Origin of the sequence: Aeromonas sp. 603079 (genome assembly GCF_049172135.1) — a bacterium.
Taxonomy (GTDB): Bacteria; Pseudomonadota; Gammaproteobacteria; order Enterobacterales; family Aeromonadaceae; genus Aeromonas; species Aeromonas veronii.
Genome location: NZ_JAAKPX010000012.1, coordinates 1 through 13847, shown reverse-complemented (window position 1 = coordinate 13847; position 13847 = coordinate 1). Strand labels below are relative to the sequence as shown.

Sequence of the window (13847 nt, the reverse complement as noted above, 5' to 3'; positions counted from 1 at the left end):
TAAAATATGTAAAATGTTCATTGCGAACTAAGGTTTATATTCCATGAAGCTCAATAAAACCTTTTTCAATGTCATATTTTAAGTGTTTGGTTAAAGAGTATTGAGGATCACTCTTAGAGAAGTTTTCAATAATCATATTTTGATACTCGTCAACAGACATCCCATTGAATATATGTTTGTTGATGTTATAGCCAGAGCAATTATTTCTCCCACTACCTTTTCTATTTGAAGTTCCAACAATGAAGATTTTAAAATGAAGATGGTTTTTTAAATCAACATTTTTAATGTTGTTGGTATCTATTTTCATTATGAGCTACCCACCTTTTAATGAAGGTTATATCACTGCTAATTATTTAAATAATTATTTGGTATTTAGGTTTGAATTCATATTGTTTGCTGGAAGCAAAGCCCACGCTACCGCCCGTGGATTACAGCCTCCAGCCTGCTGCGGTTATCCGGCGATGTGGTGGATGGCGAAACGGCTGCACAGGGTTATCTCTGCAAGAGTGGTTGCCAAGTGGAGCATATTAATCGAGAGAGGGGCAGGGTAAAACCGCAGTCGGGCAAAAACCTGCCAAAGATCAATAAATTGCTTAATAATCGGCTGTTATCTGACCGCTTGGTAAAGTGACCGCAAGCTGAGCGTCACTTCTTGCCGGGTACTATCGCCACTCAATACTCCAGAAACTTCTCCCCGCAGCGTTCGCAAATAAGATGTTTTACATGGGTGGTCTGGTAGGCCAGTGTTTCACCAAACGCCCAGTTGGTGATGCTGCTGGAAGTAAAGGCTTGCCAGAAGGCTTTGCGCGGATCCTTGGGCATGATGTCCTGGCTGTGATCGCGGGCGACCAATACCACGAGATGGCGGGTACGCTCCCTGCATTTGTCACAGCGATGGATTTCACTCGGCGGGTTCTGGTCGTGCGGGTTGCTCATAAATGGGCTCGTGAAGTGAGGCAGGCGCCCATCATATTCCTCTCCACTTGGCTCTCAATCTCTCCTTGCTGACGCAGTGAGCAGGCTCACATTTTTGCGCCCCCTCTTTGTTATTTGCCCGCGCGCCGCAGCCGTGTGCCTCTGGTCGATGCCCGCTTCTGCGGTTTGCTGGTGAGTGGTGATGATATGGCGGGTGGGGTGAGCTCGGGCTTGTCCAGCCAGCTCAGGCTGATTCTCGCTTCTGCGGTTTGCTGGTGAGCGGTGATGATATGGCGGGTGGGGCGAGCTCGGGCTTGTCCAGCCAGCTCAGGCCGACTCCCGTTTTTGCAGATTGGGGGTGATGATATGGCGGTTGGGGGCGAGCTCGGGTTGCTGCATCCGGGTCAGCAGTCGTTTTGCCGCCTGACGGCCGATTTCGCGGGCCGGTGAGCTGACGAAGGTGAGGGCGGGGGAGGTGAGTTCGGCCTCCGCCACATCGTCAAAGCCGAGCAGGGCCACCTGCTGGCCGATGTAGTTGTCCTTGCCCACGGTGCGGCCGCTCGTCTCGACGCCATAGATGGCGCCGAGCGCCACCTCGGGGTAGTGGCAGAGCACGGCGGTCACCTTGGGATGCTGGTGCAGCAGCTGGGCGATGGTGTCGGCGGCGCTGCGCTGGGTGCGCTCGCACTCCAGTACCCACTCCGGTTTGAAGGGCAGGCCATATTGCAGCAGGCTGGCGCAGTAGCCGCCGATCCGCTCGGCACGGGTGAGGGAGTCGGCCCGCCCGCCGACATAGGCGATATGGCGGTGCCCCTGCTCGATAAGGTAGGTGGTGGCCTGCTTGGCGGCGTGGGTGTTGTCGGGGCCGATAAAGTCCACGTCATCCCGATAGTAGGAGCGGGCGGCGCACACCACCGGCAGCTCGGAGTCGAGCAGGGTTTCCAGGGTTTTGGCCGCCGCGCCGCGCACCGGATTGAAGATGATGCCCGCCACCCCTTGCCGTGACAGGGAGTGGATGCTCTGCTGCAGCCGCTCCGGGCTGTGGCCGCACTGGGTCAGAAACAGCAGATAGCCCTGCTGCTCCAGCACCTCGCTCACCCCGGCGGTCACCTCGGTATAGAAGGGGTCGGTGATGTCGCGCAGGATCAGCCCCACCAGATTGGACTGCTGGCTGCGCAGGTTGGCGGCGGCGCTGTTGGGCACATAGTCGAGCTCTTTTATCGCCTGTTGCACCCGCTCGGCGGTGGCCGGGGAGATACGTCCCTTGCCGTTGAGCACCATGGAGACGGTGGTGACCGACACTCCCGCCCGCTGGGCGACATCGGTGATCTTGGTGGCTTTGGCAGAGAGGGATTTGGGCGACATAGGGCGAATGGACGACGGACAGTTGAAAGCGAGGCCCCAGCATACCTGCTCATATGCCCAAGTGAAACGTTACATCACCATCTGGCCGATCCGGCTCACAAATTTGGATCCTGCCGTCAGCCAGCCCCCTTATTCTGTGATCCTGTCGGCACTTGTAAATTGATAAAACGTTTTATCATCCAGCAAAACCTGATGCTGACCCGCGCCTTTTGCTTCGAGATTGCCTCGAGCGGGGGAGGGCAGCCGCAGATATTGCTGTCTATTCACAAGGAGCCGTTTCATGGCCAAGCCTCAAGCCAAATCCACCATCTGGGAGTTCCTGCAGAGCCTCGGCAAGACCTTTATGTTGCCGGTCGCCCTGCTGGCCTTCTCGGGCATCCTGCTCGGTGTCGGCAGCTCGCTCACCAGCGATGCGGTCAAGCAGAGCATGCCCTTCCTCGACAATACCGTGCTGCAACTGCTGTTCCTCTGGATGACCAAGGTGGGGCTGGTGGCCTTTATCTACCTGCCGGTGATGTTTGCGGTGGCCATTCCGCTCGGGCTGGCGCGAGAAGAGAAGGGGGTCGCGGCCTTTGCCGGTTTCGTCGGCTATGCGGCGCTCAACCTCTCCATCAACTTCTACCTCACCGTGGCTAACGTCATCGGTGACGCGGCGGCGGAGAAGGCCTACGGGGTGAAATCGATCCTCGGCATCAGCTCCATCGACACCGGGATTCTGGGGGCCATCATCGTCGGGGTGATCGTCGCGAAGCTCCACGCCCGTTTCTACACCTACAAGATGCCCGATGCGCTCGCCTTCTTCGGCGGTGCCCGCTTCGTGCCCATCATCACCGCGCTGGTGCTGGGTGTAGTCGGTCTGGTCGTGCCGTTCGTCTGGCCCTGGTTTGCTGCCGGCATCAATGGCATCGGGGCGCTCATCTCCCACGCCGGTCCCTTCGGCCCCTTCCTGTTCGGTACCGGTGAGCGTCTGCTGCTGCCGCTAGGCCTGCACCACATTCTGGTGGCGCTTATTCGCTTTACCGAAGCGGGCGGCACCCAGCTGGTATGTGGTCACGAGGTGAGCGGCGCCCTCAATATCTTCTACGCCGAGCTCTCCTGCGCCGACACCAGCGGCTTCTCGGTCTCTGCCACCTCCTTCCTCTCTCAGGGCAAGATGCCTGCCTTCCTCGGCGGTCTGCCGGGTGCGGCGCTCGCCATGTATCACTGCGCCCGCCCGGAAAATCGCGGCAAGATCAAGGCACTGCTGGTTTCCGGCGTGGTGGCCTGCGTCATCGGCGGCATCACAGAGCCGCTGGAGTTCCTGTTCCTGTTCGTGGCACCGGTGCTCTACGTTATTCACGCCATCCTGACCGGTCTGGGCTTTATGACCATGGGGTTGCTCGGCGTCACCATCGGCAACACGGACGGCAACCTCATCGATTTTCTGGTGTTCGGCGTGCTGCAGGGCACCGCCACCAAGTGGTATCTGGTGCCGGTCGCGGCGGCCATCTGGTTTGCCATCTACTACAGCGTGTTCCGCTTCGCCATCGTGCGCTTTAACCTGAAAACCCCCGGTCGCGAAATCGAGACCAGCGAGGCTGCCCAGCCCGCAGGCAAGAAGGCAGGCAACAGCGGTTACAACGGTGAAATCATCCTCAATGCGCTGGGCGGCGCTGATAACATCCTCGCGCTCGATAACTGCATCACCCGCCTGCGGATGTCGGTGCAGGATATGAGCCGGGTCGATGACAAGGTACTGAAAGCGAACGGCGCCATCGGGGTGATCAAGCTCGACGAGCACAACCTGCAGGTGGTGATCGGCCCGCAGGTGCATCTGGTGAAAAACCAGCTGCAGAGCCTGATGGGGGCCTGAACCGGCCAATAAAATCCGAACGGGGGGCGCAAGCCCCCCCTTGTTTGCCTCTCCCAATATGTCTCCTGTTTATGGAGGGAGAAACTTCATGCACGATATTTATGACTTCGACCATGTGGTCGACCGCCACGGCACCTACTGCACTCAGTGGGACTATGTAGCCGACCGTTTTGGCCATGCCGATCTGCTCCCCTTTACCATCTCCGACATGGATTTCGAGACCGCCCCCTGCATTCGCCAGACCTTGGCAACTCGCCTGGAGCACGGGGTATTTGGCTACAGCCGCTGGAATCACGACGACTTCAAAGGGGCGGTGAGCGACTGGTTTGCCCACCGCCACGGGGCGAGCCTCGACCCCGAGACGCTGGTCTACGGCCCCTCGGTCATCTATGTGATTGCCCAGCTGGTGAGCCTCTGGTCGGCGCCGGGTGAGGGGGTGCTGGTGCATACCCCCGCCTACGACGCCTTCGGCAATATGCTGACTGCCAACGACAGGGTGCTGCTGCCCTGTCCGCTCAAAAAAACAGAGGGGAGCTACCAGATCGACTGGGCCTGCTTCGAGCAGCAAGCCGCTCGTCCCGATTGCCGGATTTTGCTGCTCTGCAGCCCCCACAACCCCACCGGCCGGGTCTGGACGCGGGATGAACTGGGCCGGATGGCCGCCATCTGTCAGCGCCACGGGGTCAAGGTGATCTCGGACGACATCCATATGGATGTGAGCTTTGCCCGCTACCTGCCGTGGAGCGAGGTGGCACCGGACGATCACTGGGCGCTGGTGAGCTCGGGCTCCAAATCCTTCAATATTCCCGCCCTTGGCGGCGCCTACGCCTTTATCGCCAACGCCGCGGCGCGGGCCTCCTATCTGCAGCGGCTCAAGGCGGCCCATGGCCTATCATCGCCGCCCATTCTCGGGGTGCTGGCCCATATCAGCGCCTATCGGGACGGGGCTGCCTGGCTCGATGCGCTCAAATCCTACCTGCACGGCAATCTCGCCCACGTAGCGGCGCGCCTCAACGCAGCCTTCCCCGCCATCGACTATCGGGTGCCCGAGGGAACCTATCTCGCCTGGATTGACTTGAACGGTCTTGGCATCGACACCACCGAACGGATGAATGAATTGCAAACCTTGCTGGTGGAGAAATACCGGGTCGCCATCATGCGCGGCGACACCTACGGCCCCGAAGGCACAGGCTATATCCGCCTCAACGTCGGCTGCCCGCGCTCGAAGGTTGACCAGGGGCTCGACGCCCTGATCGGCGCGCTGGGGGAGGTGGGGTAGAGCAAATCCATTCAACATGAGAAACATAACGGGGCCATCAGTGATGGCCCCGTTATGTGGGGAAATATAAAAAACCGCCCCGGATTTACGGGGCGGTTTTTTATTTTGCGATACCGAGATGAGTCGTGGACGACACAAGGGCTCAGCGATAGCGGCCACGTACCGAGCTGCTGGCACGGCCGGCCATCTTGATCAGGCTCTGGCGGGTGTGCAGGTGGCAGAGCGCGACGCCGAGGGCATCCGCCGCATCCGCCTGCGGGGTGGCGGAGAGTTTCAGCAGATGGGTCACCATATGTTGCACCTGCTCTTTGGCGGCGCCGCCGGTGCCGACCACCGCCTGCTTGATCTGGGTGGCGGAGTATTCGCTCACCGGCAGGTAGGCATTGACTGCTGCGACGATGGCGCTGCCCCGGGCCTGCCCCAGTTTCAGGGCCGAGTCAGCGTTGCGGGCCATAAAGACCCGCTCGATGGCAAACTCGGTGGGCTTGAACTGGGTGATGATCTCGCATACCCCGTCATAAACCTGCTTGAGGCGCTCCGGCAGCTCGCCGCAATCGGTGCGGATGCAGCCAGAGCCCAAGTATTCGGCCTTGCCGCCCACGACCCGGATAACCCCGTATCCGGTGATCCGCGAACCCGGATCGATGCCCAAAATAATGCTCATGGGTGTTGATTGCTCTAAACGCGAGTGATGGCCGCCAAGATAGCAAACTGTGGCCCTTTTGGCTGTATGTCCCGGGTCAAGCGGGCAAAGATTGGCCAGCTTGCGTCGAGCGTGGCTAGCCCTTGAACAATTCTATGGTGTCGCCATCCTGCAGGCTGCCGGCACCGCGTACCACCACCCGATCCCCCTGCTTGAGGGCGCCGCTCACCGCCACCTGCTGGCTGTCGCCAAACAGCACGGTGACCGGCACCCGATTAACCTTGAGCGACTTGCCGCTTCGCGCCACCTGATAGACAACGCTGCCATCGGTGCCGAGCACCAGAGCATCCCGGGGCAGCAGCATGCTTTGCTGATCCCCTAGTGGCAGGGCAACCCTTACCGGCGAGCCGATGATGAAGTTGCCCGCTTCCGGTTTGAGGCGCAGCTCGATGAGGCGCGACTTGGGATCGGCGCTGGCGGCTCGCTGGTAATAGACGCCGTGACCGCTCAGCTGCTCCCCCTCCACCCGCAGCCGGGTTTGCGGCGCCAGCTGCTGGGCCCATAGAATGGGGGCTTGCAGGCGGATATCCGGCTGATCCGGGTTGACCAGTTCCAGCGCCTGCTCGCCCGCGTCCACATGCTCGCCGGGCTGGATGAAGTGGTTGTTCACCACTCCGTCGAACGGGGCATAGATGTGGCTGCGGCGCAGCTGTTCCTCAATCTGGTTCACCTGTATGGCGGCCAGCCGCTCGGCCAGCGCGGCCTGCTCCACATCGTAACTGGCCTTGTCGTATTGGCTCTGGGAGGCGCTCTTTTGCTGGTGCAGTCGGGTGATCCGCTGGGATTCGGCGCGGGCGAAGCGCAAGTTGCTCTGCCATTTCGCTTGCTCGGCGCGAGCCTGCTCCAGCGAGAGGCGCAGCGCCGCGCTGTCGAGGCGCAGCAGCTCATCCCCTTTTTTGACCCGGCTGCCAAATTCGGCGATCCATTCCACCCGGCCGCTCACTTCGGCGCTGAGTGCCGCCTGCTGGCGACTCGCCACCGTGCCGCTGACCCAGATATTGGCGGCCGCATCCCCTTGGGTCACATCCGCCAGGGTCACCATCTTGCCCTGATCGGCCAATACCGGTAGCGCACTGCCTGCAATCAGCGCAGCGCCAGCCAACATTCGGGTAATCATGTGTGTCATCGATGAGCTCCTTGCTCAGGCCCGCTGGCGCAGGGGTTGTGGGATCGCCACCTGTTCCCCGAGACGCAGGAAGGCAGGCAACAGGATCAGGGTAAACAGGGTGCTGCAGCTCATGCCGCCGACAATGACGGTGGCGAGTCCGCGGTAAATTTCACTCCCTTCGCTCGGGCTCAGCATCAGCGGCAGCATGCCGAAGATGCTGGTGAGACTGGTCATGGCGATGGGGCGCATCCGGCTTTGCAGGGCATCGGCCACCGCCAGCTGACGGCTCATGCCGTCCCGCTCGGCGGTGCGGGTCTGATGCACCAGCAGGATGGCGTTGTTGACCACCAGTCCCAGCAGGATGACAAAGCCGATGATGGTGAGCAGATCCATCGGCAGCGGCACCAGCAGCCCGCTCAGTTGCAGCGCCAGCACGCCGCCAACCGAGGCTAGGGGCAGGGTGAGCAGCACCAGTAGCGCATCCTTGAGGGAGGCAAACACTCCCCACAGCAGCACCAGCAGGATCACCACGGCGAACAGGAAGATGGTCCCCAGATTGTCGAGCGCCTGTTGCAGGCTGTCGGCGTTGCCAGCAATGCGCAGCTCGCCACCGGCGGGCAGCAGGGGGCGGATGGCGGCAAAACTGCGGTTTTTCAGGGTGTCGATCACCTGCTCCATGGTCATGCCCGCCGGAGGTGCTATCTGCAGGCTGATGCTGCGCCGCCCATCGGCCCGGAAGATGCTGGCCGGGCCCATGTCGTGCTCCACCCGCAGCAGCTCGCCAAGGGGGACGATGCGCCCGGAGGGGGTGGCCAGCGGTACTGCCTTCAGTTCGTCCGGATTGGCGGAGCTCTGCCCCATCAGCATGATGTCGAGCCGATCTTCGCCGTCGAAATACTCGCCGACCCGCAAGCCGTCGCCAAAGGTCTGGATGATGGTGGGCAGGGGTGTGCGATCCCAACCCACTTCGGCGAGACGTCGATCTTGCGGCACCAGTTTGAGCTCGGGGGCGGTGAAGTCGAGACTCGGCTCGGGCCGGATCTGTGCTCCCGGCAAGTCCTTGCTGAGGATCCCCATGCTGGTACGGGCCGCCTGATAGAGCTCGGGCAGGTTGCCCCCCTGCAGCAGCAGGGAGACGCCGTTCTCGCTGTCAAAGCCGCCAAACAGCGACCCCTGACCGCCGAACACCCGGGTGTCGGGAATACCCACCAGCAGCTGTTTCATCAACAGGCTCTCCAGTTCCTTGATGCGGTTCTCGTCCTTGGGGCGCACGCCAATCTGGGCGCCCCCCGGGTAGCGCAAGATGTAGTAGTTCTTGAGGGCAGGCTCTTTCTCCCCCTTCATGTAGGGGGCGAGGCGGGCGATCAGGGTATCGATCACCTCTTCGCGCTGGGCCTTGAGGTTGACCCCGGGGGTGAAGTTCATCCAGACATCCACCGCGTCCCGTTTCACGTCCGGCAGATAGTCCATCTTCGGCAGCAGCGCCCAGGTGGCCAGTGCCGGCAGACTCATCATCAGGGTGATGACCGCCCAGCGCTGGCGTGAGGTCGAGGTCCAGCGGATCACATGACGGGTAGTGCGCTGCCACAGCGACTCATAGGGATCTGTCAGTGTTTCACGCCCCATCCAGCGCGCCGCCACCGCGGGCAGCACGGTGACGGCGACCAGCATGGAGACTGTCACGGCGCAGGCGATGGTCAGCGCCAGATCGGCAAACAGCTGACCCTCCACATCGTTGAGCAGCAGCACCGGCAGGAAGATGGCGACCGTGGTGAGGGTGGAGGCGACCAGCGCCGTCCACACCTGACGGGTGCCTTCAAGCGCTGCCTCCGCCTTGCTCAAATCCCCCCGCTCGTGGCGCCGGTAGATGCTCTCCAGCACCACGATGGCGGCGTCGAGCACCATGCCGACGGCAAAGGCGATGCCCGCCAGCGAGATGATATTGAGGGTGCGATCCATCACCTTGAGCAGACAGAAGGTGAGCATGATGCTGATGGGGATGGCGAGGGCAATCATCAGGGTCGCCTTGAGCCGGCGCAGGAAGAGCCAGAGGATGGCACAGGAGAGCAGCACCCCGAGCCCCAGGTTGGCAGTGACCATGCTGACGGCGCGATTGATGTAGAGGGAGGCATCGAACGACTGCTCCATGTGCAGCCCGACCGGTTCCAGCACCTCGCGGTTGAGCTCGTTCACCCGGGCCTTGATCGCCTCAAGGGAGGCCAGGGCATTGGCACCGCTCTCTTTGAAGATCTGGGTGGCGATGGCGGTATTGCCGTTCTGGATCCGCAGCACCGGGTTCTCTTCCCTGGCCACCCTTACCTCCGCCACATCCCGCAGATAGATGGGCAGGCCATCGCGCCAGTCCACCACCTTGTCCCCCAGCGACTCGACATCGTAACGACCGGCGAAGCGCAGCTTGTACTCCCAGCGACCGATGTCGAGGGTACCGGCCGACACGTCCCAGCCGGTGGTGGCCCGGCTGGCCAGCACCGGGATCTCCACCCCCAGCTCTGCGGCGCGGTAGGGGTCGAAGCGGATCTGGATCTGGCGCTCGTTGATCCCCTCGACTGCGACAGTCGAGACCCCTTCGATGCGCTCCAGCTCGGGTTTGACCCGCGCCTCGATCAGCGCCTGATGATCATCGATCACCCCTTTGGCGCCGGGCAGTTGCTGGATGAAGAAGAAGGTAAGGGTATCGTTGCTGCTGTAGTTGTTGACGTAGGGGCCGCCAATCTTGTCCGGCAATCCCGAGACCCGGTTCAGCCGCGAAATCACATCGAGTTGGGCCCGCTGCATGTCGGTGCCGAGGGCAAACTCCATGTCGATTTCGGTAAAGCCGGGATAGCTGTTGCTGACAAGGCTCTTGAGCCCCTGAACCCCCTGCATCTCCTGCTCGATGGGGTCGGTGATCTCCGACTCCATCTCTTGGGGCGAGGCTGAACGCCAGCTCACCGAGATGTTGAGGTGTGGACGGTCGATGTCGGGGAACAGCTGGATCGGCAGTCCCCGGATGCTGAGCAGGCCCAGCAGGAAAATCAGCACGATCGAGACCGCCACCCAGATGGGGCGTTCGATCGCCGTTTTGGCGAGGTTCATTCACTCTTCCTGAGTTGTTGTTATCGGCCATTCCGCTGGCCTTGCTTCCAAAGCCCCTGCAACAGGGACTCAAGCATTTAACTGGAATTCTCCTAGCTTGTAAATGCATGGTTAACAAACAAAAAAACCGGCCACGAGGGCCGGTTTGGTACTGGTTTGCCAAGGGATCAGGCTGCGTGCTCGACCTTGTTTGGCTGCTTGCTTGGTTGCTGGGAGAAGCCTTCCAGCTCGCCCGGGGCGAAGTTGTCTACCTGAATGGCTTCGTAGCGCAGGGCATCGGCGGCCAGCAGTTTGTCCGCTTCGTCCTTGCTCAGGATGGAACCGGCCAGTGCGGCGGCAACCAGCTCCGGCAGCGCCAGTTTGCGGGGCAGTTTGCCCTCTTTCTGGGCCTGCACCAGCTTCTTCTCGTAGGGCTGCACAGCGACCATGGCCTGGAAGGCGCGCTCCATCAGACCGACCGGATCCGCCTCGTCTTTGCCCACATAGCAGAGGGCGGTCAGACGGTCGCGGAACTCGCCCGGCTTCATCATGGCCAGACAGATGGCGTGGCAGCGATCGTCTGCCGGCATCTTGTAACCGACGCCGAACGGGAACACCACGCGCTTGAGTACGGCACCCACCACCTTGTTCGGGAAGTTCTGGAAGAAGCCCTCGAACGCCTTGCCAATCAGGTAGAGGTTGCGCTCCACCGCGTACTGCACGAACGGCAGATCGGAGACCATGCGGCCCTGATCCTCGTAATGCTTGAGGGTGGCGGAGGCCAGATAGAGATGGCTCAGCACGTCACCCAGACGGGCGGAGATCATCTCCTTGCGCTTGAGATCGCCACCCAGCATCAGCATGGAGACGTCGGCGCACAGGGCCAGCCCTTTACTCATGCGGGAGAGCTGCTTGTAGTAGCGAGCGGTTTCACCGGCTACCGGCGCGCTGTTGAACTGACCCAGAGTCAGCCCTTGGAACAGGGAGCCGAAGAAGTTGCCGGCGCCGAAGGCGATGTGCTTCATCAGCAGGGCGTCAAACTTCTCGAGACCGCGTTCCACGTCGGTATCGGCCGCCGCTTCCAGCTCGGCAAACACGTATGGGTGGCAGCGGGTAGCCCCTTGCCCGAAGATCATCAGGTTGCGGGTCAGGATGTTGGCCCCTTCCACCGTGATGGCCACCGGAATACCCATGTAGGCGTAGCCGGTGTAGTTTTTCGGGCCCAGCTGGATGGCACGACCGGCGTGGATGTCCATGGAGTCATCCATGATCTGACGCGCCATTTCGGTCATGTGGTACTTGGAAATCGCGGTGACGATGGCCGGTGCCTGACCCAAGTCCAGGGAACCGGCGGTCATACGACGGGCTCCTTCCAGCTGATAGGTGAGGCCGCCGATGCGAGCCAGCGCCTCTTGCACCCCTTCAAACTTGCCGATGGACATGCCGAACTGTTTACGCACGTAGGAGTAGGCGCCCACTGTGCGGCTCGCCATGTGACCGCAAGCGGTGCCCAGCGCAGGCAGCGAGATGCCGCGACCGGCGGAGAGGCACTCCACCAGCATGCGCCAGCCACGACCGGCGTAATCCGGGCCGCCGATGATCCAGTCGAGCGGAATAAACACATCCTTGCCGAAAGTCGGGCCGTTCAGGAACGCCAGACCCATGGGGTAGTGGCGATCGCCGACGCGCACGCCCGGGTGGCTGGTGGGGATGAGGGCGCAGGTGATGCCGAGCTCTTCCTTGTCACCCAGCAGTTTTTCCGGGTCATAGAGTTTGAACGCCAGCCCCAGCACGGTAGCGCGCGGCGCCAGGGTGATGTAGCGCTTGTTCCAGTTGAGGCGAATACCCAGCACCTCTTCACCCTTGTGCATCCCTTTGCAGATGATTCCCTTGTCAGGAATGGCACCTGCATCGGAGCCCGCCTCCGGCCCGGTCAGGGCGAAGCAGGGCACCTCTTTGCCATTGGCCAGCCCCGGCAGCCAGAAATCTTTCTGGGCCTGGGTGCCATAGTGCATCAGCAGCTCGCCCGGGCCGAGGGAGTTCGGCACCATGACGGTGACCGCCACGCTCAGGCTCTTGGTGGCGATGCGGGTGACGATGGTGGAGTTGGCAATCGCCGAGAACTCGCGGCCGCCATAGGATTTCGGGATGATCAGGGAGAAGAAGCCTTCCTTCTTCAGATAGTCCCACACCGGTTCCGGCAGGTCTTTGGTTTCGTTGACGATCTTGAAGTCATCAACCATGGCGAGCAGGGTTTCGACCTGATTGTCGATAAAGGCCTGCTCCTCTGCGGTCAGTTCGGCCTTGCCGTAACCGTGCAGTTTTTTCCAGTCGGGGTTGCCGCGAAACAACTCGCCATCCCACCAGACGGAGCCGGCTTCCATGGCCTCCCGCTCGGTGGCTGACAAGGGCGGCAATATCTTTTTGAAGATGCCGAACACCGGACGGGTTACCACCTTTTTACGGATGGAGGGTACGCCGAGCACAACGGCTATCGCCAGCACCAGCAGGACAAGCAATGTGATCATACCGAAGTTCCTTCTATTTCACTGTTTCCGTTGATTTATTGTTGGTTGTTACACGGCCAGGGAGAGCCTGGTCGACTCCACGGGCGCCCCGACTCCGGACGCCAGATAAGGAATAACGTTGCGCACCAGCCCTTCTACATCGAGCTGCTGGCCAAAGTCGGCCAGGGCGATGTCGCGCAGGGCATCGGCAGAGGCCATGGTGAATACGACGGTGCCCAGGGTGAAGTGCAGGCGCCAGAAGAGATCTGCCGGCGACAGGGCCGGATTGGCCTTGGAGATGGCCTGGGTGATCCGCATCAGAATGGCGCCGTAGTGGGCGGTGATAAAGCGGCGCAGGTGGCCCTGGCTGTCGATATAGCCGCGCCCCAGCAACTGCATGAAGATGGCCGGGCCGTTGGCCCGCACCGCCGAGAGCTTCATCAGCGGCTCTACAAAGCTTTCAAACAGTTGCAGCAGGGTCAGCTGCTCCTGCTCCATCAGTACCCGCAGGCGCGCATCCAGATCGGGCATAAACAGGCTCAGATAGCGGTCGAGCACCGCCTGGATCAGCTCCTTCTTGGAGCCGAAGTGATAGTTCACCGATGCCAGATTGACATCGGCCTCACTGGTGATCAGACGCAAAGAGGTATCGGCGAATCCCCGCTCGGCAAACAGCACTTCAGCGGCGTCGAGAATACGGTTTTTGGTATCGATTTTACTCACTGGACACCTCACTTAAACGAATGTTTAAAAAGTACGTTTCATAACGTGAAGTGTCAAGATAATGTGAATGAGTGTTAGCGGAATGTTTTTCGATGAAAAAAGCAAAGTGGGCGGAACTTAGTCAAAAAGCAGGACTCTATATCTATGCCACTGCAATTAAACATTAAGTCTCGCCCAACCTGCACCATGCTAGTTGGGCCTTTTTTTGCGCGTTTGTTACCGGTTTGCGGCTTGCAGGCAAAAAAAAGGCTATGTCCCAATTACGTGTTGCATGGGGCGCCCCAGGGCCTCATACAAACACACTTTGATATTTACGCCTT

The 13847-nt window shown here is 60.7% G+C and carries 10 protein-coding genes; 2 read left to right on the top strand and 8 right to left on the bottom strand.

What is annotated here, in order from left to right; all coding sequences use genetic code 11:
• Positions 1 to 34 precede the first annotated feature (34 nt).
• The 3 genes from G5287_RS10435 to G5287_RS10425 form a co-directional block, all read right to left on the bottom strand.
• The gene (locus G5287_RS10435; protein ID WP_139407914.1) at positions 35 to 307 is read right to left on the bottom strand and encodes a hypothetical protein; all 273 of its coding nucleotides are present in this window, start codon (positions 305 to 307) and stop codon (positions 35 to 37) included.
• A gap of 365 nt (positions 308 to 672) precedes the next feature.
• Entirely contained in the window at positions 673 to 936 is a 264-nt protein-coding gene (locus G5287_RS10430) for a hypothetical protein (RefSeq protein ID WP_088869536.1), read from the bottom strand.
• Positions 937 to 1242: 306 nt separating this feature from the next.
• Positions 1243 to 2280: a Mal regulon transcriptional regulator MalI gene (locus G5287_RS10425; RefSeq protein WP_323910585.1), complete on the bottom strand. Its 1038-nt coding sequence runs from the start codon at positions 2278 to 2280 to the stop codon at positions 1243 to 1245.
• Between the two features lie 280 nt (positions 2281 to 2560).
• Here G5287_RS10425 and malX point away from each other — a divergent pair, with 280 nt between their 5' ends.
• Both malX and G5287_RS10415 read left to right on the top strand, forming a co-directional pair.
• Positions 2561 to 4132 (top strand): maltose/glucose-specific PTS transporter subunit IIBC, encoded by a 1572-nt coding sequence (gene malX / locus G5287_RS10420; protein ID WP_115522584.1) that lies wholly within the window; start codon positions 2561 to 2563, stop codon positions 4130 to 4132.
• 88 nt (positions 4133 to 4220) lie between these two features.
• Positions 4221 to 5411, top strand: coding sequence for a MalY/PatB family protein (locus tag G5287_RS10415; RefSeq protein WP_323910586.1), 1191 nt, complete (start codon positions 4221 to 4223; stop codon positions 5409 to 5411).
• Between the two features lie 142 nt (positions 5412 to 5553).
• Here the strand turns inward: G5287_RS10415 and ruvC are convergent, their stop codons facing one another.
• The 5 genes from ruvC to G5287_RS10390 form a co-directional block, all read right to left on the bottom strand.
• A complete protein-coding gene (gene ruvC, locus G5287_RS10410; RefSeq protein ID WP_005334512.1) occupies positions 5554 to 6075 on the bottom strand; it encodes a crossover junction endodeoxyribonuclease RuvC in 522 nt (173 codons plus the stop codon).
• A 115-nt stretch (positions 6076 to 6190) separates the two neighbouring features.
• The gene (locus G5287_RS10405; protein WP_279466443.1) at positions 6191 to 7240 is read right to left on the bottom strand and encodes an efflux RND transporter periplasmic adaptor subunit; all 1050 of its coding nucleotides are present in this window, start codon (positions 7238 to 7240) and stop codon (positions 6191 to 6193) included.
• Between the two features lie 15 nt (positions 7241 to 7255).
• Positions 7256 to 10318, bottom strand: coding sequence for an efflux RND transporter permease subunit (locus G5287_RS10400; protein ID WP_323910587.1), 3063 nt, complete (start codon positions 10316 to 10318; stop codon positions 7256 to 7258).
• Positions 10319 to 10485: 167 nt separating this feature from the next.
• Positions 10486 to 12825: an acyl-CoA dehydrogenase gene (locus tag G5287_RS10395; protein ID WP_042054090.1), complete on the bottom strand. Its 2340-nt coding sequence runs from the start codon at positions 12823 to 12825 to the stop codon at positions 10486 to 10488.
• A gap of 48 nt (positions 12826 to 12873) precedes the next feature.
• Positions 12874 to 13527, bottom strand: coding sequence for a TetR/AcrR family transcriptional regulator (locus G5287_RS10390; RefSeq protein WP_421206238.1), 654 nt, complete (start codon positions 13525 to 13527; stop codon positions 12874 to 12876).
• Positions 13528 to 13847: the final 320 nt, after the last annotated feature.